20 protein-coding genes and 1 pseudogene are annotated in these 21,012 nt (G+C 30.4%); 10 read left to right on the plus strand and 11 right to left on the minus strand.

Features of this window, described 5'->3' with window-relative positions:
• Positions 1 to 36 precede the first annotated feature (36 nt).
• The 5 genes from WHD08_RS09555 to WHD08_RS09575 all read left to right on the plus strand — a co-directional run bounded on the left by WHD08_RS09555 (position 37) and on the right by WHD08_RS09575 (position 2,589).
• Entirely contained in the window at positions 37 to 642 is a 606-nt protein-coding gene (locus WHD08_RS09555; protein WP_165733784.1) for a thiamine diphosphokinase, read from the plus strand.
• A 9-nt stretch (positions 643 to 651) separates the two neighbouring features.
• Complete coding sequence (locus tag WHD08_RS09560; RefSeq protein WP_208890998.1) at positions 652 to 885, plus strand: hypothetical protein; 234 nt, start codon at positions 652 to 654, stop codon at positions 883 to 885.
• Between the two features lie 106 nt (positions 886 to 991).
• Positions 992 to 1,366: a hypothetical protein gene (locus WHD08_RS09565; protein ID WP_208890997.1), complete on the plus strand. Its 375-nt coding sequence runs from the start codon at positions 992 to 994 to the stop codon at positions 1,364 to 1,366.
• Positions 1,367 to 1,483: 117 nt separating this feature from the next.
• Entirely contained in the window at positions 1,484 to 1,981 is a 498-nt protein-coding gene (locus tag WHD08_RS09570; RefSeq protein ID WP_208890996.1) for a hypothetical protein, read from the plus strand.
• Between the two features lie 224 nt (positions 1,982 to 2,205).
• Positions 2,206 to 2,589 (plus strand): VOC family protein, encoded by a 384-nt coding sequence (locus tag WHD08_RS09575; RefSeq protein WP_208890995.1) that lies wholly within the window; start codon positions 2,206 to 2,208, stop codon positions 2,587 to 2,589.
• A gap of 6 nt (positions 2,590 to 2,595) precedes the next feature.
• On the opposite strand, the gene WHD08_RS09580 is transcribed toward WHD08_RS09575, so the two are convergent.
• The 5 genes and pseudogenes from WHD08_RS09580 to WHD08_RS09595 form a co-directional block, all read right to left on the minus strand.
• Positions 2,596 to 3,150, minus strand: coding sequence for a thioredoxin family protein (locus WHD08_RS09580; RefSeq protein WP_208890994.1), 555 nt, complete (start codon positions 3,148 to 3,150; stop codon positions 2,596 to 2,598).
• A gap of 182 nt (positions 3,151 to 3,332) precedes the next feature.
• The gene (locus WHD08_RS09585; RefSeq protein WP_208890993.1) at positions 3,333 to 4,544 is read right to left on the minus strand and encodes an NAD(P)/FAD-dependent oxidoreductase; all 1,212 of its coding nucleotides are present in this window, start codon (positions 4,542 to 4,544) and stop codon (positions 3,333 to 3,335) included.
• Positions 4,545 to 4,599: 55 nt separating this feature from the next.
• The gene (locus WHD08_RS09590; RefSeq protein ID WP_208890992.1) at positions 4,600 to 5,526 is read right to left on the minus strand and encodes a GYDIA family GHMP kinase; all 927 of its coding nucleotides are present in this window, start codon (positions 5,524 to 5,526) and stop codon (positions 4,600 to 4,602) included.
• Entirely contained in the window at positions 5,526 to 5,891 is a 366-nt protein-coding gene (locus WHD08_RS18625; RefSeq protein ID WP_422894402.1) for a DUF1569 domain-containing protein, read from the minus strand. The genes WHD08_RS09590 and WHD08_RS18625 overlap by 1 nt, the downstream gene beginning before the upstream one ends.
• A gap of 93 nt (positions 5,892 to 5,984) precedes the next feature.
• Positions 5,985 to 7,265 (minus strand): annotated as a pseudogene (locus WHD08_RS09595) (hydroxymethylglutaryl-CoA reductase, degradative); the annotation flags it as partial.
• 132 nt (positions 7,266 to 7,397) lie between these two features.
• Between WHD08_RS09595 and WHD08_RS09600 the strand changes: the two are divergent.
• The 4 genes from WHD08_RS09600 (at position 7,398) to WHD08_RS09615 (ending at position 13,286) form a co-directional block, all read left to right on the plus strand.
• Positions 7,398 to 9,599, plus strand: coding sequence for a S9 family peptidase (locus WHD08_RS09600; protein ID WP_208890990.1), 2,202 nt, complete (start codon positions 7,398 to 7,400; stop codon positions 9,597 to 9,599).
• 11 nt (positions 9,600 to 9,610) lie between these two features.
• Complete coding sequence (locus WHD08_RS09605; RefSeq protein WP_208890989.1) at positions 9,611 to 11,035, plus strand: peptide MFS transporter; 1,425 nt, start codon at positions 9,611 to 9,613, stop codon at positions 11,033 to 11,035.
• Positions 11,036 to 11,108: 73 nt separating this feature from the next.
• Entirely contained in the window at positions 11,109 to 12,677 is a 1,569-nt protein-coding gene (locus tag WHD08_RS09610) for a peptide MFS transporter (protein WP_208890988.1), read from the plus strand.
• Between the two features lie 87 nt (positions 12,678 to 12,764).
• On the plus strand, positions 12,765 to 13,286 hold the full coding sequence (locus WHD08_RS09615) for a thioredoxin family protein (protein ID WP_208890987.1): 522 nt from the start codon (positions 12,765 to 12,767) through the stop codon (positions 13,284 to 13,286).
• A gap of 35 nt (positions 13,287 to 13,321) precedes the next feature.
• Here WHD08_RS09615 and WHD08_RS09620 read toward each other — a convergent pair whose 3' ends face one another.
• The 6 genes from WHD08_RS09620 to surE form a co-directional block, all read right to left on the minus strand.
• Positions 13,322 to 15,220 (minus strand): ComEC/Rec2 family competence protein, encoded by a 1,899-nt coding sequence (locus WHD08_RS09620; protein ID WP_244183331.1) that lies wholly within the window; start codon positions 15,218 to 15,220, stop codon positions 13,322 to 13,324.
• 155 nt (positions 15,221 to 15,375) lie between these two features.
• Positions 15,376 to 15,882 (minus strand): C40 family peptidase, encoded by a 507-nt coding sequence (locus WHD08_RS09625; RefSeq protein WP_340832380.1) that lies wholly within the window; start codon positions 15,880 to 15,882, stop codon positions 15,376 to 15,378.
• Between the two features lie 11 nt (positions 15,883 to 15,893).
• On the minus strand, positions 15,894 to 16,229 hold the full coding sequence (locus WHD08_RS09630) for a n-acetylglutamate synthase (RefSeq protein ID WP_208890984.1): 336 nt from the start codon (positions 16,227 to 16,229) through the stop codon (positions 15,894 to 15,896).
• A 23-nt stretch (positions 16,230 to 16,252) separates the two neighbouring features.
• Positions 16,253 to 17,362 (minus strand): lipid-A-disaccharide synthase, encoded by a 1,110-nt coding sequence (gene lpxB / locus WHD08_RS09635; protein ID WP_208890983.1) that lies wholly within the window; start codon positions 17,360 to 17,362, stop codon positions 16,253 to 16,255.
• A gap of 78 nt (positions 17,363 to 17,440) precedes the next feature.
• Positions 17,441 to 17,728, minus strand: a complete 288-nt coding sequence (locus WHD08_RS09640) for a hypothetical protein (RefSeq protein WP_208890982.1) — start codon at positions 17,726 to 17,728, stop codon at positions 17,441 to 17,443.
• Positions 17,716 to 18,486, minus strand: coding sequence for a 5'/3'-nucleotidase SurE (gene surE, locus WHD08_RS09645; protein WP_208891205.1), 771 nt, complete (start codon positions 18,484 to 18,486; stop codon positions 17,716 to 17,718). Before surE ends, WHD08_RS09640 begins: the two co-directional genes overlap by 13 nt.
• 352 nt (positions 18,487 to 18,838) lie before the next feature.
• Between surE and WHD08_RS09650 the strand changes: the two genes are divergently transcribed.
• The gene (locus WHD08_RS09650) at positions 18,839 to 20,968 is read left to right on the plus strand and encodes a carboxy terminal-processing peptidase (protein WP_208890981.1); all 2,130 of its coding nucleotides are present in this window, start codon (positions 18,839 to 18,841) and stop codon (positions 20,966 to 20,968) included.
• Positions 20,969 to 21,012 lie beyond the last annotated feature (44 nt).

Below are 21,012 nucleotides of genomic sequence, written 5' to 3' on the forward strand. Positions count from 1 at the left end.
CATTTCATTAATTTTGAAATGGGTATTTTTGCATCCATGAAAAAAGGAACTGTCTTTCTATTGTTAAACGGAGAACCGCCAAAAACACTCCCTGATTTAGACGAATATGAAATTATTTGTGCTACAGATGGCGCGTATCAGTTTTTAAAAGAACAAAATACTACACCTCATTTTATTAGTGGCGATTTTGACTCTCTAGAAAATTTACCAAATGACATAGAGGTTATTCATACTCCGAATCAAGATTTTACAGATTTTGATAAAATGCTAAAAATTCTATTTGATAAAGGCTACAAAAACATTGATATTTATGGTGGAAGCGGAAAAGAACAAGATCATTTTTTAGGAAACTTGCACACAACAATTCAGTGGAAAAACAAATTACAGCTTACTTTTTTTGATGATTATAGTCGTTATTTTTTAGCTGATAAAAACACTTCAATTTCGAATTGTACAAACAAAATGGTTTCTTTGGTTCCTTTCCCTAAAGCAATAAATATTACTACAGAAGGATTGCAGTATCCTTTAAAAAAAGAAGATTTATCTTTCGGAGAAAGAATTGGTACAAGAAATAAAGCGACTAATAACGATATTAAAATTACTTTTGAAAGTGGCGAGTTATTCATTTTCATCAACCATTAAAACAAATAAATGTCTAGAAAAATAAAATTATTATGGGATTTTAGAGGTCCAGATGCAGCACAAACCGCAAAACATCATACCATTCACTTAAAAGAATTTGCAGAAAAAGAAAACTTAACTTTCTTTGAAATAGATATTGAAGAAAAAAATCCTATGTTATTTTCTGCCTTCATAACCGTAGATGAAATAGATATGAAAGTTTATAGAGATGCTTTAAAACCACATCGAGGAGAAATTGGGTAATCTTATTTTAGAATAGTTAATTATTATACAACAAATACACTTTTTTATTTTTCCTATTATAAAATTAACTAATTTTGCAGTGTCATAATTTGTATGGCTAAAAATAATGAAGCAGAAACACCAAATACTAAAAGTACTATTACTCATTTCAATTTATTGTTCTGGGATGTATCTTTCTGCAAATACAACATCTTATTTTAGCGCAAAAAATGCGAAGCAAGACACAGAACAACTTACCTATTTAGTTACCGCATCTAAAGTATTTCATGCGCATACACAACAATCAGAAAACTTAGTTTCTGAAACAATAGATTTTTCATTACCCAATTTTAAATTGTCTTCAGACGATTTATTAGCAACTTCTTATACAACTAAACAAGAGTTTAATTCTAAGTTTAAACAGTATAAAAACTACTTAGAAAACACCCTGATTAGACAACGAAAGTCTGATCTTATTTTTCCTTTCCATAATTTTTGGTAACCCTTTATTTTATTTACTAACAACTACCTTTTACGTAGTTAAAATAAAACATTGATATGTTGCGGATACCCGTTTCATATAAAAACCAGTATATCAAAAAAATTAAAAAAACATAAAATGGATTTAGGTACAATAATAATAGGAGTAATATGTATTGCATTATGTGCACTACCTTTTGTATTAACAAATAGAAATAAAAAAAATAAAGAAAAAGAAATATTAAACTCGTTGAAAGAGTTTGCAAAACAGCATGATTCTGAAATTACAGAGCACGAAATTAGTGAGTGTTATGCTATTGGATTAGATAAAACTAAACATGCAATTTCATTTTTACAAAAAACAAAAGACCAGGTTAATCTTCAGTTTATAGATCTTAGCACTATTAAAAATAGTGAGATAAATAACATCAGTAAATCTATAGGAAAGAACGAAACAACACTAGACAAATTAAACTTAAAACTGAACGTTATTGGTAAAAACAAACCTAGTATTGTTCTTGAATTTTATAATTCAGATATTAATTTTCAACCTGGTAACGAGTTCGATTCTATAGAAAAATGGAACAAAATAATTAATTCATTACTTCAAAATCAGCAACAAAATAAAGCTGCATAATACCCTCAAAACAATAACGAATCTTACTTGTTTATATACATCAAGTAAGATTCGTTCTTATTTATACAATGCTCAATACCTAATAGGTCATTGATGTTTTCCTAAAATTGATATAAAAAACTATATTGAATTTGATTAAAAGAAAAGAGGTACGTCAATTGAAATTAGATATTCTTTATTAGTTTTGTTGTTTGGAAAAGTAAACTCCTCATAAAACTTTATAAATGCAACCTTTTATATTTAATCATATTGCCCTTTCTGTAAAAGATGTAGATACATCTATAGCCTTTTATCAAAAAGTACTTCAACTAAAAGAAATTAAAAATACTGCATCTAATTCAAAGACAAGATGGTTATCAATTGGTGAAGGAAAACAACTTCATATAATTCCTCGTCCTGATGCTATCATTAAAACGAATAAAGCGGTGCATTTTGCTTTATCAACGGCAGACATTGCCACATTTATACTGCATTTAAAAGAATTAAAAATTGAATATTCCGATTGGATTGGTACCCCAAACAAAGATTATGTTAGAAATGATGGAATTCTACAAGTGTATTTTCAAGATCCAAATGGTTATTGGATTGAAGTAAATAATGATATTTAATAAATACTATTTCCACTTAATACCACAACCCATACTTGGATTTTGGTTTTCTAAATCCGGTTTATTTTCTAATAAATAATCAAAAGAATTACGTAAATCTATTCCTGTAACTGGTTTTCCGTTTCCTGGCCTAGAATCGTCTAACTGTCCGTGATAAACAGCTTTTAAACTTTCATCAAAAACATAAAAATCTGGAGTACAAGCAGCATCATATGCTTTTGCTACTTCCTGCGTTTCATCATATAAATACGGAAAAGGATAGTTTTCATCTTTGGCCAATTGCGTCATCAAATCAGGTGAATCTTGCGGATAATTTTCTACGTCATTAGAACTTATTGCTATAAAGTTAATTCCTTTTTGCTGATACTCATTCGCCATTTTTACCAACTCAGTATTTACATGAATCACAAACGGACAATGATTACAAATAAACATAATTACGGTTCCTTTTTCTCCTTTCGCTTTTTCTAAAGAAAGAAAAGTATCATCAACCGTATTTAATAAATTGAAATCTGGTGCTTTTGTTCCGTTTTTAAACTCGTTAGATTCTGCTCTTGCCATAATTATTGTCTTTTACCACATAGAAACATAGCTTATAAAAACTATGTTTTCTATATTATTATTTATATTCAGAATGTCATTCCGAAATGAGCCTTTTTAGGCGATTGAGGAATCTCACCCAATCGATAAGATTGCTCTTCGTTCCTCATTCGGAATGACACGTTTATAAAATTTATACTTTACTAATCTTCCGCCAAAGCATTCGCACAAATAAAACCACTTGTCCATGCATTTTGAAAATTAAATCCACCAGTAACCGCATCAATATTTAAAACTTCACCTACAAAAAATAGATTTTCATGTTTCTTACTTTCAAAACGTTTAAAGTTAATTTCTTTTAAATCGATTCCTCCAGCAGTTACAAACTCGTCTTTAAAAGTAGTTCTTCCGTTAGCGTTAAAAACACCTTTTGTCAATTGATTTGCTAAACCTTCTAGTTGATTATTATTTAAATCTGCCCAATTTTGAGTTGCACTAATTCCTGCAGCGAGCACAAAACGTTCCCACAATCTTTTAGAAACCTCAGCAAATGGAGATTTTAAAATTGCCGTTTTTCTAGGCTCTTTCTTTTTTAAGTTTAAAAGAACATTTAAAACTTTATCAGTTGGTCTAGACAACCAATTTACCTCAACATTATATTGATAATTTTTGTCCGCTAAAATTCTTGCGCCAAAAGCGGATAATTTTAAAACTGCTGGTCCGCTCATTCCCCAATGTGTAATTAACAACGGTCCTGATGCCTCTAATTTTGTTCCTGATATGGTAACCGTAGCATTCGGAACCGAAGTTCCTAATAAATCTACCAAACGTTTATCGTTGATGTTAAACGTAAATAAAGACGGAACAGGCTCTACAACAGCATGATCTAATGTTTGGCATAATTCCCATACTTTTTTAGAACTTCCTGCAGCAATGACTAATTTATCTGCTTCAAAAACTTGCTCTTTTGTGTTGATAACCCATTTATTATCTTGTTGAGAAACTGAATTTACACCACAGTTTGTCAACACTTTAATTCCTAAGTTATCAACAGCGTTTTGAAAACAATCTATAATTGCCTGACTTGTATTGGCTTCCGGAAAAACACGATTATCATCTTCTATTTTTAAAGGAACTCCTCTATTTTCGAACCATTCAAAAGTATCTCCTGTCATAAACTGATGAAAAGGCCCTAACAATTCTTTTTTTCCTCTTGGATAGAATTCTGTTAAGTCCTTCGGAATAAAACATGCATGTGTTACATTACATCTTCCACCTCCAGAAATTTTCACCTTTTGTAAAACGTCTTTTCCTTTTTCGAGAATCGTAATATCTAATTCAGGGTTATTTTCTTTCGCGTTTATCGCTGTAAAATATCCTGCTGCTCCTCCTCCAATAATTATTACTTTTTTCATGTTTTTTATTTTGAGACCTCACAGGTTTTAAAAACCTATGAGGTCTTATGTAAGTTTATAAAACCATCTGACGGTAAGTCAATATAGTTTCATACCCTTTATTTTTAAAATATGCTGGTGTTGATGCGTCTCCTGTTACTAAAACAAAATCTCCTCCCCAAGCTCCTAAACTTTTTATTGCTCCAAAATAATCTGAAAACAACTTTTCTTTAACTGTTTTTAATTTGATAATTGAACTGATAATTTGCTCATGCTCAACTATTAATTTTTCAAATTCTTCTAATGACTTTGTAGTTAAAAATTCATCAGAAATTTCTGAAATTCTTTTTATTTCTTCATCAAAACTGATGTTACTCTCTCTAAATTTCGCTATTCCTTCTTTAGAATCTTGCTTCTGATTTAAATGTACAAAAAATAAATTCTCCTTAAAACTCGGATTGAATTCAATTGGCTCAACAACAGGTTCTTGATTTTCTATTTGATAAAAAACAGGCGTATCATTTTGTGCACAAGCAATATCATAACCACTTCCTTTAAAGGAATTCCAAAGCAACTTAAAAGCATCTATTTTTGCCCAAGAAGCAACAGAATTTATTAATGTTGATGAAGTTCCTAATCCCCAATTTCTAGGAAAAGTAAGATTCGTTTTTACAACAAATCCGTTTTCTGATGATAAAAAATCTGGATTTAAGTTTTTAGCTTCTTTTAAAATATCTAACAACGTTTCTGCAATCACTTCTCCACTTCCTTCTTTATCAGAATTGAAAGTACAATTTATCAAACGTAGTTTTTTTAAATCGAAAACAGCCTCGAACCAACATTCTCCTGTATGTGTAAAACTTCCCCAAATAATTTCTGGTTCTTTTATTTTTTCCACTACTAAATCTTGTCCAAATTTAGTTGGAATTGCTAAAGATTTTGCGCCGTCTAAAACAAGATATTCTCCTGTTAATAATAATTTTCCGTTTGAATAAAAATTCATTAGACTAATCCAAATTGTTTAAAATGATGTGTAAAATGTTTTACATGAAATTTTTGCCAATACTCATAATCTAATTCCCCAAAAAATGGATGATTTTCAGCTTTAGCTGCTTCAAAATGAATCTTAAAAGCATCTATTTGAATAAATAAATCATGAATTGCTTCTCCTACAGAATTAAATTTTAAGGCATCTGGTTCTTCAGACAAGATACTCGCTCTAAAACCAACTTGCAATTCTCCTTCTGTATTTAAAAAAGGTTTTCTTCTTGCTGATTTATCATCAGAAACATAATAATCGGCAGCTACTTTTCCATTAGAAATTTGTAATAGAAAACTTAAATGTTCTATCATTTGCTGTCCATTCATCTTCCCAAAAAGAGGTTTTGTGTTTTTATCAATCTTAGACAGTTTAAAACTTACCAGACTTTTATTTGAAAAATCAATCCAATTGATTGATGGTTTTCTTAAAGCATCTATTTTTTCTACAACTGCAGAATGTGTCACGGTTTTTTTGTCAAAAAAAGCAGTAACTATTTCTTTTTCTTCTTCTGTTGCATTAAACTGATTTAAGATATTCTGCAAATGCATTTTCATGTGTCCATGCTGAATTCCCTTAGTTGTTAAGGCTCTTAAAGCTGCAAAATTCTGTGCTAAACCTGCTGCTGCCATAATTTGCATTAAAGTTCTTGCAGATGGTTTTTGCAACATTTCTAAAGACAATTTTGCCATTGGATGTAAACCTGTTAAGCCTCCAACGGTTCCCAATGCCAACGGAATTTCAATCCAAAATTTAAAGATTCCATCATCAATAGAACAATGAGACAAGCTAGAGTATTGTCCGGATTTAGAAGCATACGCATGCGCACCCGCTTCTACAGCTCTAAAATCGTTACCAGTTGCTAAAACAACAGCGTCAATTCCATTCATGATTCCTTTATTATGCGTTACCGCCCTATAAGGTTCTATTTCTGCAATTTTTACGGCTTGGTAAAATTTCTCTGCAAATTGCTGAGGATTCTCTCCGCCTAATTCTTCTATCTTACAACTCACTTCTGCCCTAACCACACATTCTGGAACATAGTTAGAAAGAATGCTCATCACAATTTCTATATCGTCTTTTTCAAACTTTTTAGCAATTGCTTCTAAACATGAGTTTATAAAGTTTGCGCCCATTGAATCTTTCGTTTCAAAGGTTGCGTGCAGTTGGTAATAATTTTCTAATTTATCAGTTTTATCAACTAATTTTATATCTAAAATTCCACCGCCACGTTTTTCCATATTTTTAGTGATGGAAGCCGTTGCAGCAAATAATTCTGTTTTATTTTTATTAAAAAAGTCCTCAAGATTCGTTTTGTCTCCAGCATACATAAAGTGGACTTGCCCAATTTTTGTGGTACCAATTACCTTGGTTTTAAAACCTCCTCTTGTGCTCCAAAATTTACCAACCAAAGAAGCCGCTGCTACCACAGAACTTTCTTCGACTACCATAGGAATTACATAAGTTCTATCATTAATTACAAAATTTGGTGCAATACCAAAAGGCATGTAAAAGTTAGAAATTGTATTCTCTATAAAATCATCATGTAATTGTTGTAAATCATCATTATCATTCCAATACTGTTTAATTATATCTTTAGTTTTGGTATGATTATGGAAATAATTCTCTGTTAACCAAGTAATTTTTTCATCTTTCGTTAACTTAGAAAAACCAGAAATAAGTTTGCTCATTAATTTGTGTATAAAACTATCAACAACAAAGATAAGTCAAACTGTTAAAACATTAATAGATAATCAACATTTATGGATTTTTAAGATATTTTTTATGGATTTTTGCGTAAACTTGGCAAACTTTTATCAAATACAAGGTCTACAATGAGAAAAGGAGTCTCCCTTACAGTTATTTTACTATTAATTAACTGTATAACATTTGCGCAAGTAAATGCAAGTAAAACATCAAACAAAAAAAACATAACATTAGAAGAAATCTGGAACGGAACATTTTCTGCAGATAGAATGAATTCTTTAAATTCTATGAATGGCGATTATTATGCTGTTTTAGATTTTGATAGATCATCTAGATCGGTTACTGTGGATAAATACAGTTACAAAACTTTAGAAAAAGTTGAAACAATTGTAAATAGTACAGATTTAAAAGGTTTAAATAGTTTCTCTTCTTATAGTTTTAATAATGATGAAACCAAACTGATTTTAGGAACCAACTTCCAACAAATTTATCGTCACTCTAAAAAAGGAACGTATTATGCGTATGATATTGCTTCTAAAGAATTAACGTTGATTGGTGAGGCAATTCAAGAACCTGTTTTTTCTCCTGATAATAAAAATGTAGCGTATGCTAAGGACAATAACATTTTTATTAAAAATGTAGCTTCTAACAAAATTACTCAAGTTACTACGGATGGTAAAATAAATGAAATCATAAACGGAATTACAGATTGGGTGTATGAAGAAGAGTTTGCTTTTGTAAGAGCTTTTGAATGGAATAAAACCGGAACTCATTTAGCTTTTTTGCGTTTTGATGAAACCAACGTTCCTACTTTTTCTATGGATGTTGTAGGTACAGAATTATACCCAACACAACAAGTTTTTAAGTATCCTAAAGCAGGAGAGAAAAATGCAGATGTTACTTTACACATGTACACGATTTCATCTAAAAATACAGAAACAATTTCTTTAGGAGATTATGAATATATTCCTAGAATTAAATGGTCTAATGATACAGATATTTTAGTGGCAACTACTTTAAACCGTCATCAGAATGACTTAAACTTACACAAAGTTAATTCGCAAAATGCTACTGCTACTTTATTATTAAACGAAACAGACAAAGCATATGTAGATATTACTGACAATCTTACTTTTTTAGCCGATAACAGTTTTATTTGGACAAGCGAGAAAGATGGTTACAATCATATTTATCATTACGATTTTAATGGAAAATTAATCAACCAAATTACAAAAGGAGATTGGGAAGTAACCAACTATTACGGTTTTAACGAAAAAAAGAAAACAATCTATTATCAATCTGTAGAAAACGGATCTATCAACAGAGGAGTGTATTCTATCAACTTAAAAGGAAAAAAGAAACAGTTATTAAGTAATGAAAGTGGACAAAATACTGCGTCATTCAGTAAAAACTTAAACTACTTTATCAACACGTATTCATCGGCAGAAACACCTCCTATTTATTCTTTATACACTGCTAAAGGACAAATGTTAAAAGTGATAAAAAACAATGATGCTTTAAAAGAAAAATTATCGGCATATAAAATGAGTCCTAAAGAGTTTTCTACAATCAACATCAATGGAAACGACTTAAACATGTGGATGATTAAACCTTTAGACTTTGATGAAAACAAGAAATATCCTTTATTAATGTTTCAATATTCTGGCCCAGGTTCTCAACAAGTTGGAAATACTTGGAACGGAAGTAATGATTATTGGCACAATATGTTAGCCCAAAAAGGAATTATTGTAGTTTGTATTGATGGACGAGGAACAGGTTACAAAGGTGCAGATTTTAAGAAAGTGACTCAAAAAGAATTGGGTAAATATGAAGTTGAAGATCAAATAGCAGCAGCAAAAAAATTAGTAGAGCGTTCTTATATAGACAATAATAATGTTGGTATTTGGGGATGGTCTTACGGTGGTTTTATGAGCACCAATTGTATTTTAAAAGGAAATGATATTTTTACCACAGCAATAGCAGTAGCTCCGGTTACTTCTTGGCGTTTTTACGATTCTGTTTATACAGAACGTTATATGCAAACTCCGCAAGAAAACGCAAGTGGTTATGATGATAATTCGCCATTTAACTATGCAGATAAATTAAAAGGAAAGTACTTATTAGTGCACGGAACTGGTGATGATAATGTACATGTGCAAAATTCTTATAGAATGATAAATTCTTTAATTGAAGCCAATAAACAATTTGATATGTTTATTGTACCAGACCGAGCACACGGAATTTATAAAGGAAGAAATACGCGTTTAAATTTGTTCACAAAAATGACTAACTTTATCGACGAAAATTTAAATACAGAATCAACTAAATAAAAGGATAAACTATGAGTAATTTAATAAAAGAACCACACGAAAAAGAATTATTTGGGCATCCTGTAGGATTGTACGTATTATTTTTTGTTGAAATGTGGGAGCGTTTTTCGTATTATGGAATGCGTGCAATTTTAACCTTATATCTTGCTGCTCCAATTATTATAGGAGATCCACAATCTGGTTTTGGTTGGTCTAACGGTGAAACTTTATCTTTTTACGGAACGTATACCATGTTTGTATATTTAACTTCCATTCCTGGAGGCTGGATTGCAGATAAATTTATAGGACAGAAAAAAGCAGTAATGCTAGGAGGAATTTTACTATGTATTGGTCATGGAATTTTAGCAGTAGAAGCACAATGGGCATTTTTTACAGGACTTCTTTTTATTGTTATTGGTGTAGGTTTTTTAAAACCAAACATCTCTACAATGGTTGGTGGTTTGTACAAACAAGGAGACGAAAGAAGAGATAAAGGTTTTTACGTTTTCTATATAGGAATTAACTTAGGAGCTTTCTTAGGTGCTATTTTAGTTGGTGCAGTAGCCGCTAAATATGGCTGGCATTATGGTTTTGGTTTAGCAGGTATTGGTATGGCGCTAGGTCAAATTGTATATATGTATGGTATAAAGTATTTAGGTAATGTTGGTGACTTTATTGGAAATGATGATTCACCAAACAAAGAGTTACTAAAAAAACCTCTTACAAAAATTGAAAAAGATAGAATGTTAGTAATGTTTTTATCTTTCTTAATTATTATTGTTTTTTGGGGTGCTTTTGAGCAAGCTGGTGGTTTAATGAGTTTATATACAGAACAAAAAACAAATAGAATTTTATCTTTTTCTTTACCTTTAATAGGAAATGAAATTCCTGCAGCTGTATTTCAATCTGTAAATGCCTTTTTTATTATTGTTTTAGGTACTGCAGTTGGTGGATTTTGGTTTAACTGGAAAAAGAAAGGAAGAGAATCTTCTTCTTTATTTAAGATGGCTATTGGTGTAATTATTATGGCTTTTGGTTTTTTCTTTATGAGTAAAGCTGCTTCTGAAGTAGTAATGAATGGAGACGAAGTAGCAGAAAAATCTGCAATGATTTGGTTAATATTAGCATACCTTTTTCATACTATTGGTGAGCTTTGTGCTTCTCCGGTTGCATTATCATTTATAACTAAATTAGCGCCTTTAAAATACGCTTCTCTAATGATGGGAGCATATTTTGCAGCAACTGGTTTAGGTAATAAAGTTGCTGGTTTTATTGGTGGACTTTCTGAAGATGCTGGAGATTTTGAAGTGTTTACAGGAATTGCAATAACATGTACTATTTTTGGTTTATTATTGATTGCAATTCTAAAACCTCTAAAAAGGTTGACGCATGGAGCAGAAGATAATAAAGTAATTAAAAATGAAGAAACAGAAGGTTTCGAATTAGCAGATAATTAATAAAACAAAATAACAACCCCATAAGCTTAACTTTATGAGGTTTGTTATTCTTAAATAATTTTAACTTTTTTACATGAACACCGCTAAATACAGATTTGAAGGTTCAGAAATGAACAATCAATTATTGCTAGGACATCCAGCAGGTTTATTTATTTTATTTTTCACAGAAATGTGGGAACGTTTTTCATATTATGGAATGCGTGCATTATTAGTTATTTTTCTAATCTCATCATTAACAGATGGTGGTTGGGCTTGGAGTCGTGAAGACGCTTTAAGTTTATATGGTACTTATACTATGTTAGTGTACTTTACTCCTATTATTGGAGGTATTTTAGCCGACAGATTTTTAGGATACAGAAATGCGGTAGTTATAGGTGCTCTATTAATGACACTTGGACACGCAGCCATGGCATTCGATACTCCTTGGGCATTATATGTTGGTATTGGTTTACTAATTGCAGGAAATGGTTTCTTTAAACCTAATATTACTTCAATTATTAATGGTGTTTATAAAAACGCTCAAGAAAAAAAAGATGGTGCATTTACTATTTTTTATATGGGTGTAAATGCCGGTGCTTTTTTAGGTATTATGCTTTGTGGTTATGTAGGTGAAACTTATGGTTGGCATTTTGGTTTTGGTTTAGCTGGTATTTTTATGTTTTTCGGAATGTTACAATTCTATTTTGCTCAAAGCATTTTTGGTAATGTGGGTACAAAACCTAGTAAAGTTGTTGATTTATCTGATGCAGTTGCCAGTAAAGATGAAAAGAGTTATGACGACGTACCAAGCAATGTACAGAGAGACAGATATATTGTTGTTGCTATTTTAGCCTTTTTTACTATTTTCTTTTGGGCCGCATTTGAACAAGCAGGTGGTTCTATGACTATTTTTGCTAAAGATTATACGAATAGAGTATTAGAAGGTAGCGCTGCAAATATTTTTAGAATCTCAAATACACTACTTACTGTTGTACCTTTAATGATTATTACCTATGTTTTAATTAGTTTATTTAAAATTACTTTTAAAAAATATGCATTATCTAATCTTTTCTTAGGAATCAGTTTTGCAATAATTTGGATCATCGTAATCATCATGTTAAAAAACCAGTTTAGTGAAGTTTCTACGGAAATACCTGCTTCTTGGTTTGGTATTTTAAATTCATTCTTTATTATAACATTTGCGCCTTTATTTTCTAAAATATGGGAAAGCAAATTCAATCCACCAGCAACCGTAAAATTTGGTGCCGGATTAATATTGTTAGGATTAGGATTTTTAGTTTTAGCTTATGGGTCTGCTAGCATTCCTCAAGGAGCAAAAACAGCTTCTGTAAGTGTTATTTGGCTTATTTTAGCATATTTACTTCACACTTTAGGTGAATTAAGTTTATCTCCTGTAGGTTTGTCTTACGTCTCTAAATTAGTACCAGGAAAAATGATTGCAATGATGTTTGGTCTTTGGTATATTGCAGTTGGTATGGGAAATAAAATAGCTGGTTCAATGGGTGGAATGATTGATGAAATAACAACTAAATACTCTATGAGTACTTTCTTTTTAATTTTCACTTTTGTACCTATCATTGCTGGTGTTTTAGTAATGAGCCTAACACCATTATTAAAGAAACTAATGCACGGAGTGAAGTAAACTCCTCAAAATATTTGAAGAAAAAGAGCTTTTTATAAGGCTCTTTTTTTTTTGTAAATTCGACAAAAATATTACGACCTATTCACTATGAAGAAACTTATTCTACTTTTTGCGATTTCGTTATTTTATACAAATACAAATGCGCAAGAAAATGTTAAATGGCTTAGTTTTGAAGAGGCTCTTGAGTTAAACAAAGAAAACCCAAAACCTATTTTAGTTGATATTTATACAGATTGGTGTGGCTATTGTAAAAAAATGGACCTAAACACTTACTCTAACAAAACCATTGGCGATTATATAAATAAAAACTTTTATGCTGTTAAACTAGATGGTGAAGGCAAAGAGGATATCGTTTTTAATGATCATACATTTAAATTTCAAAAAGAAGGCAGACGTGGTTACCACCAGCTTGCAGCTTCTTTAATGGATGGTCAATTATCGTACCCTACTACTTTATTTTTATCGGAAGAAGTAGAATTATTAGATAGAATTCCTGGTTATTTAGATAAAGAAATTATGGAAAAAGTATTGGTCTATTTTTCTGAAGAATTGTACAAAACTAAGAAATGGGAAGACTTTAATACTGATTTTAAAAGTAATTTGAAATAATACCCTTTTAAGACACAAATATTTACAAGTCTTGTTTAATCAATGATAAATGCTCCATTTTGACCTGTATAATGAAATGGGATTTGATATTTTAAACAAGTTTCTTCCCAACGAATTACACTACTCTTATAATTAGAACCATCTGCAATAATTTGTGATGGTTTTATAGTTTTTATCAATCTTGATAAATTTATTTTTGGCGAATATTGCAATACAACAATTGGTTTCACCATTCCGGAAATGGTATAAACTCCCAAACTATCAATCAGTAAAATATCCTTTTTAGAAAATTGAAGAAAGTTCTTAAAATTGATTTCTTTAACCTCATCAATACCTTCTGTAATTTGATATGTTTTAATACTATTTTCATTTTTCAACCTTACACTATCTAAATCGTGTTGTAAAAAGAGCTGCTCACCTACTCTTTTTCCTATGATAGAAAACCTACTTTTATGAAATACAATCAACTCTTCTTTCGATTTATTTTCTTTCGTTTCAATCAGAAAAATAGTTTGTAGAAATAGTATTGAAACTAAAAAGTAAATCAAATTTTTAGGTGATTTTTTGATAAAAAAAGAAACTCCTAAAAACAAGAATATATACCAAAACAACATAGCAATAAATGAAATGGAAATTTCCTTAAACAAGAATTCTTCTTGATGAGAAACCCAACTTACAAAATCATTCATCCAAGAAATAATCATTCCATATATATTTGCTAAAACCTGAGGTAGAATATTTAAAAGTGATGTAATAATAACTAAAATCCCTCCTATTAAAATTGCCCCTAAAAAAGGAATAATCACAAGATTCGATGCTAAAAATAATCCCGGAAATTGTTGAAAATAATAAATACTTAAAGGCAAAATTCCTATTTGAGCTGCTATTGAAACAGTGAATAATTGCCAAATCTTCTTATAAAGAATAAACCTAGGATTGTAAACTTCAAATAACTTAGGTTGTACCCAAAGAATACCAAAAACTGCTAAATAACTGAGTTGAAAACCAACATCAAACAAAAACATAGGTTTTATCAACAATAAAAAAAACATGGAAGAAATAAAAGAAAACTCCACGACATTTTTTCTTTGAAAAGACAATCCGATGGCTAAAAAAGTAAACATAGTAACAGCTCTAACTACCGACGCCGAAAGACCTGCGATAAAGGCAAACATCCAAAGTAATGAAACAATGATGAGTGTTTTTATAAATTTCCCGTACTTAATTCTTTCAACAGGTTTAAAAACGAAAGATAAAATCCACAGAATAACACCAACGTGTAAGCCAGAAACTGCCAAAATATGGATTGCACCTGCTCTTTGATAATCTACAATCAATTCTTTAGAAATATCTTGTCGCTGCCCTAATAATAGCGCATTTATAACCGCTAATTCATTTTTCTTAAAATTGTATTTATGTAACGCTTCCTGAATTTTATTTCTAAAGATAGCTGATAAACCAAACAAAGAGGTTGACTGAGAACGAAGCTTTAAAAACTGATTTGTATCCACAAATAATTGATGATGAATACCTTGTTTTGCTAAATAAGATTTGTAATTAAACTGATGCGGATTTAAAGGCGGAATTAGCTCTTTTAAAGTAGGTTTTAAGAATAACTGATCATCAATTTGCAACGAATTTGCACTACTATCATTCTTAACATTTAAAAGTATTGTTCCTCTAGTTTTCAGATCATCAACCTGAACAATTACAGCCTCATATTTTTGGTAATAATTCCCAGGTTTTAATATTTTATGAATATGTAAAACAACCTTAGAATTATCTTTTAAATGATGCTGATAATACGAATCGTAATTTCTGTCATCACTCACATAAACAGCCGAAACACCGATACCAAAGAATAAAATAAAAGCAGTACATGTTCTTAAAACCTTATGTTTTATCAGAAAGAATAAAACAGTTAAACCTAGCAAAAAAATCGTGGTTCTAAGAAAACTAAAAGTCCAAAATTGAGTAAAAAACTGGAAATAAATTCCAATAATTACAAGCACAACAAAGTGCAAGGGTATGTAATTGTACAACCTTTTCATAGCAAGTTAAAGTTACTAAAAAAAACGTTAACTATTAATTACAAGATTGTTGTTGCTTTTACGAAAGCATTTTTCCAGTATTTTTCGGATAGTGTAGAAACAATTACACCTCTAGAAGTAGTGGCGTGTACAAACTTAATTTGTCCTTTAGAGTGGGAAACCACTAGGCCAACATGATTGATATTTCCTCGTCTGTTTTTACTAGTTTTAAAGAACAATAAATCACCTTTTTTAACTTTACTTAAAGCAATTTTATCACCTCTCTTTGCCATATCTCTAGAGATTCTTGGCAATTGTACATTTTCGCTTCCAAAGGCAACATATATCACTCCAGAGCAATCCATCCCTCTATTGGTAGTTCCTCCAAATTTATAACGAACACCTTTATACTCTAAGGCATTTGCTACTATTTTATCCGCCTTAGTAATTGGTTTTGGTGTCTTTTTAACAACCGTTTTAGTGGATGCGCAAGAACTTAATAATAAAGAAATTACAACTATTAAAAAACTCCATTTCTTCATATTAAATATTCTTTTACGTATCATTTGTACTTTCATTAAACTTCTTCTAAAACAGAAGTTCCACTTGTTTTATCACCAGAAGTCCATGTCCAATTTTCATAAAGAGTAATTTTTCCATTAGCAGCAATTTCAGGTTTAGAGTAACAAATACCTGTCATTAATTCTCCTTTAAGATTCACTTGATGATAACGCATTTCTATATTTCCATACTCATCTACAAGACCTATTAAATGACCTTTTACTATTTGTCCGCCTTTATATTCAGACGTTAAAATAGCACCTTTTTGCTTGTATGTAAAAATGGTTTCTTTTGAAGTTTGTCCATTATCAGCGTTTTGAACAACTTTAAACTTTTTATTATTATAATTCATGAAACTTAAAACTAATTACCTTCTTATTTTAAATCACTTACAATTTGTTTTGCCACTTTTTCTGAAGCTCCTTTTCCACCTAATTTTTTCTCTAATTCAAAATATTCTAAAAATAGTTTTTCTCGATAGGTATCATCTAAAATCTTAGTCAATTCGGTTTTTAAATTCTTCTTATTAAAATCATTCTGAATTAATTCCTTAACCACTTCTCTATCCATGATTAAATTTACCAAAGAAATAAACTTCAAAGTGATAATTCTTTTTGCAATCTGATAAGAAATAGTTCCTCCTTTATAACAAACCACTTGCGGCACTTTAAACAAAGCGGTTTCTAAAGTTGCGGTACCAGACCCTACAATTGCAGCATAAGAAATACTTAACAAATCGTACGTTTTATTGTTGATAAAAGACACTTTACGATGACCAATAATACTTTGATAAAAACTAAAATCTTGACTTGGAGCCCCAGCAATTACAAGTTGATATTCAGAAAAATCATCAATTAAAGACAACATTACAGAGAGCATTTTTGTAATTTCTTGCTTTCTACTTCCCGGTAACAACGCAATAATAGGTTTATCTGTTAAGTTATATTCTTTTCTAAAAGCAGCTTCTTTTACTTGTTTTCTCTCAGCAATTCCATCAATTAAAGGATGCCCAACAAATTCGACATTATAATCATATTTTGCGTAAAACTCCTTTTCGAAAGGAAGAATAACAAACATTTTATCGATATCTCTTTTAATATCTTTTACTCTGCTTGCTCTACTTGCCCAAACTTGCGGAGAAATATAATAATTGGTTTTAAAACCTTGTTCTTTTGCCCATTTTGCAACGCGTAAATTAAACCCCGAATTATCAATCAAAATAAGCACATCTGGTTTAAATTGAGCGATATCTTTTTTACAAAATTTAATAAAACCCAATACTTTAGAAAGGTTCATAATAACTTCAAAAAAGCCCATAAAAGCTCTTTCTTTATAATGACTTACCAAAGTTCCGCCAACATTTTGCATTAAATCTCCACCCCAAAACCGAATGTCTGCATTTGCATCTTCTTTATACAATGCTTTCATTAGGTTAGATCCATGTAAATCTCCTGAAGCTTCACCAGCAATTATGTAATATTTCATAAGTTTTTACTTGTTTGGTCGAGCGCAGTCGAGACCTTATTAAACCTCTCGACTGCGCTCGAGGAGACATTATCTTTGTTAGAAAAACTTTAAAACTAAAGTAGTTAATGCAATTAAAATGGTTGCCAATAAAACTCCTTTTGCTTTGTTGTCTTGTTTCTTTTTAATAAAAATAAAGAACACAAATAAATTAGGAATTGCAGCCAAAGACAATACTTTTCCGTATAATTCTCCTTGTTTAATTAAATCGATGGTTTCGTAAAATCCAAATTTCGAAATATATTCTAAATATAAAAATATACCTCCAAAAGTGGCAAATAATGAAACCAATACGCCTATTAAAATATGTTTTTTTACAGTTCCCAAGCGTTTAATTTTTGAATCATGTGATGTGCAGTCATATCAAACTGAACAGGAACTACAGAAACATAACCATTTTCTAATGCGTACAAATCTGTATCTTGACCTTTATCTTTATTAATAAACTCACCAGAAAGCCAGTAATATTCTTTACCCATTGGGTTTTTTCGTTTATCAAAAATTTCTTTCCAATACCCATTTGCTTGTCTACAAATTTTAACACCCTTTATTTCTTCCTTTTTTAACTTCGGAATATTTACATTTAAAACAACGCCTTCCGGAATTCCGTTTAGCAACGCATTTAAAGTAATCTTTTTTATATATTCTTCAGATTGTTTAAAATCTGCATGCCATTTAAAATCTAATAATGAAAAACCTATGGCAGGTATTCCTTCTATTCCCGCTTCTATTGCAGCACTCATAGTACCCGAATAAATAACACTAATAGAGGCATTAGAACCATGGTTAATACCAGAAACACATAAATCTGGTTTTCTATTTAAAATTTCATTCACCGCCATTTTTACACAATCTGCAGGCGTACCAGAACAGGTATATTCTAATTGTGGACCATCATCTATAGTTATGGCATTGCATGTTAAAACATTATCAACTGTAATTGCATGCCCCATTCCGCTTTGCGGACTATCGGGAGCCACCACAACAACTTCACCAATTTTATTCATTATTCTAATTAAAGCTCTTAAACCAGGAGCTGTAATTCCATCATCATTTGTAATTAAAATTAATGGTTTGTTTTGCATCATCATTGTTTAAAGTTCAAAATTTAGAATTCAAAGTTAAAGGTAGTTTTCAATTTAAAAATTGAACTTTAAATTCTAAATTATTTTAAGCAAATATAATTGATTTTATACGATTCCTTTTTAACATTTTGTAAAGAATACAATTTCTCTTTTTTGCGTAATATTGTAAGAAAGAAAGCTGTTCTTGAAGTTTAAAAGTATAAATTGAAAGAAAAAAGCATAATTTAATGCTTAAACAAAAACAGCAAAAAACAAATAAGTCTAGAACCTAGTAAATAATTTTGGCATTATTTTAGTAGTTTAGCAAAGCAAAAAGAGTAATTTTAGAATTAAAACAACGACAGAACTAAATATGAAAACAAAATATAAAATCACCACATTTTTATTAGCAATACTTCTATTTGCAACTAGCTTGCAAACTCAAGCTGCTAATACGGATACCAATTCAGATCCTGAAAAAGATAAAATTTTAGTTTACATTCTTAGAAATATTTTAACCAGAAGTCATTTTGTTGTAAAAGACATGAATGATGATTTTTCTGAATATGTGTATACCGAATTTATTGATGGTTTAGACCCAAGTAAAAGGTATTTCACCCAAAAGGATATGAAAGATTTTTCTAAATTCAAATATGAAATCGATAATCAACTTTTAAAAGAAGATGTCTCTTTCTATAATTTGGTTTATGAACGATTTACAAGTAAAATTAAAAATGCAAAATCATATTATGGAGATTTGTTAAAACAACCTTTTAACTTTAACAAAACGGAAACCATTGATGTAAATTATGAGGAACTTCCTTTTGCTAAAAATGAAAACGAATTAATAGACTACTGGCGTAAGCAACTAAAATTAAGTACTCTTATTAGAATTCAAGATAAATTAGACAAACAAAAGGCTGACGTACTTAAAGATAAAAATCACAAAACAAAAAGTTTTGATGAACTTGAAAAAGAGGCACGCGCAGAAGTTCTTAAAAACATGGACGATTTATATGTTAGAATTGAAGAATTAGAACATGAAGATTGGTTTTCTACTTTTTTAAACAGTGTTGTTGGTGCTTTTGACCCACACACAACCTACATGGCTCCAAGTATTAAAGAACGTTTTGACCAAGATATGTCTGGTAAATTAGAAGGAATTGGAGCACGTTTAGTAAAAAAAGGAATTTATACCGAAATTTTTGAATTGGTTTCTGGAGGTCCTGCATGGAAAGAAGGAAGTTTAGAGCCTGGTGATGTTATTTTAGAAGTTGCCCAAGGAAGCAAAGAACCTTTAGATATTGTAGGAATGCGTTTAGACGATGCTATAAAATTCATCAAAGGAAAAAAAGGTACTGAAGTTAAATTAACCGTTAAGAAAAAATTAGATGGTACAACCAAAGTAATTTCTATTACTAGAGATGTTGTAGAGCTAGAAGAAACTTTTGTAAAATCTAGTATTGTAGAAAAAGACGGTAAAAAATTCGGGATTATAGATTTACCTAAGTTCTATATCGATTTTAATGAGGAAAGTTATAGAGATTCTGCAAAAGACATGGAGCAAGAAATAGAACGCTTAAAAAGTGAAGGTGTTACTGGCTTAATTGTAGATTTAAGAAATAATGGAGGTGGTTCTTTAAAAACAGCCATTGAAATTAGTGGATTGTTTATTAATGAAGGTCCAATTGTACAAGTAAAATACAGAGGTGAAGATCCAATTATTAAAAAAGATATTGATCCAGAAATTCAATGGGAAGGAGCAGTAGTTGTTCTTGTAAATGAGTTTTCTGCTTCTGCATCAGAAATTTTTGCTGCAGCAATGCAAGATTATAAAAGAGCGGTAATTATGGGCGGTAACCAAACCTACGGAAAAGGAACCGTGCAAAGTGTGTTACCTATTAATCAGTTTACAAAATACGATAAAGATTTAGGAGCTCTAAAAATGACCATTCAAAAATTCTATAGAGTTAATGGTGGTTCTACTCAAATTGAAGGTGTGTATTCAGATATTGCAATGCCAGACAGATATAGTTATATGAAATTTGGCGAAAGAGATTTAGATGGCGCATTGGTTTGGGACAAAGTAAAGCAGGCAGATTATGTGCAAACAAATTCTTACCAAAATTTTAATGATGTAGTTAATAATAGTAAACAAAGAATTGCTACAGATTCTAAATTTAAGTTGATAAACGAATATGCAAAATGGTTAAAGCAAAAGCAAGATGATAATTCTTACTCTTTAAACTATAAACAATTTGAAGAAATAAATGTAGCCAATGAAAAAGATGCAGAGAAATTCAAATCTGTTTTTGATTATAAATCAGATCTAACATTTAACTCTCCAACTTACGAACTTTCATTAATTAAAAAAGACACAGCACTAGCAGATAAACGATTGGCATGGCATAAAAATTTATCGAAAGATGTCTATGTTTTTGAAGCTATAAACGTTTTAAGTGAATTAAAAATGAACACTAAAAGCGAAATAGTAAAACAATAATTACCAAATATTAAATAACAACAAGCCTGATAATATTGTCTAAT

This window comes from Polaribacter sejongensis, assembly GCF_038024065.1.
In the GTDB taxonomy this organism is placed as follows: Bacteria; Bacteroidota; Bacteroidia; order Flavobacteriales; family Flavobacteriaceae; genus Polaribacter; species Polaribacter sejongensis.

What these genes read in the sequence shown, in the direction of transcription:
- WHD08_RS09555 (WP_165733784.1), top strand. Translation starts at nt 37, where the DNA reads ATGAAAAAAGGAACTGTCTTTCTATTGTTAAACGGAGAACCGCCAAAA.
- WHD08_RS09560 (WP_208890998.1), top strand. Translation starts at nt 652, where the DNA reads ATGTCTAGAAAAATAAAATTATTATGGGATTTTAGAGGTCCAGATGCA.
- WHD08_RS09565 (WP_208890997.1), top strand. Translation starts at nt 992, where the DNA reads ATGAAGCAGAAACACCAAATACTAAAAGTACTATTACTCATTTCAATT.
- WHD08_RS09570 (WP_208890996.1), top strand. Translation starts at nt 1,484, where the DNA reads ATGGATTTAGGTACAATAATAATAGGAGTAATATGTATTGCATTATGT.
- WHD08_RS09575 (WP_208890995.1), top strand. Translation starts at nt 2,206, where the DNA reads ATGCAACCTTTTATATTTAATCATATTGCCCTTTCTGTAAAAGATGTA.
- WHD08_RS09580 (WP_208890994.1), bottom strand. Translation starts at nt 3,150, where the DNA reads ATGGCAAGAGCAGAATCTAACGAGTTTAAAAACGGAACAAAAGCACCA.
- WHD08_RS09585 (WP_208890993.1), bottom strand. Translation starts at nt 4,544, where the DNA reads ATGAAAAAAGTAATAATTATTGGAGGAGGAGCAGCAGGATATTTTACA.
- WHD08_RS09590 (WP_208890992.1), bottom strand. Translation starts at nt 5,526, where the DNA reads ATGAATTTTTATTCAAACGGAAAATTATTATTAACAGGAGAATATCTT.
- WHD08_RS18625 (WP_422894402.1), bottom strand. Translation starts at nt 5,891, where the DNA reads ATGAATGGACAGCAAATGATAGAACATTTAAGTTTTCTATTACAAATT.
- WHD08_RS09600 (WP_208890990.1), top strand. Translation starts at nt 7,398, where the DNA reads ATGAGAAAAGGAGTCTCCCTTACAGTTATTTTACTATTAATTAACTGT.
- WHD08_RS09605 (WP_208890989.1), top strand. Translation starts at nt 9,611, where the DNA reads ATGAGTAATTTAATAAAAGAACCACACGAAAAAGAATTATTTGGGCAT.
- WHD08_RS09610 (WP_208890988.1), top strand. Translation starts at nt 11,109, where the DNA reads ATGAACACCGCTAAATACAGATTTGAAGGTTCAGAAATGAACAATCAA.
- WHD08_RS09615 (WP_208890987.1), top strand. Translation starts at nt 12,765, where the DNA reads ATGAAGAAACTTATTCTACTTTTTGCGATTTCGTTATTTTATACAAAT.
- WHD08_RS09625 (WP_340832380.1), bottom strand. Translation starts at nt 15,882, where the DNA reads ATGATACGTAAAAGAATATTTAATATGAAGAAATGGAGTTTTTTAATA.
- WHD08_RS09630 (WP_208890984.1), bottom strand. Translation starts at nt 16,229, where the DNA reads ATGAATTATAATAATAAAAAGTTTAAAGTTGTTCAAAACGCTGATAAT.
- lpxB (WP_208890983.1), bottom strand. Translation starts at nt 17,362, where the DNA reads ATGAAATATTACATAATTGCTGGTGAAGCTTCAGGAGATTTACATGGA.
- surE (WP_208891205.1), bottom strand. Translation starts at nt 18,486, where the DNA reads ATGCAAAACAAACCATTAATTTTAATTACAAATGATGATGGAATTACA.
- WHD08_RS09650 (WP_208890981.1), top strand. Translation starts at nt 18,839, where the DNA reads ATGAAAACAAAATATAAAATCACCACATTTTTATTAGCAATACTTCTA.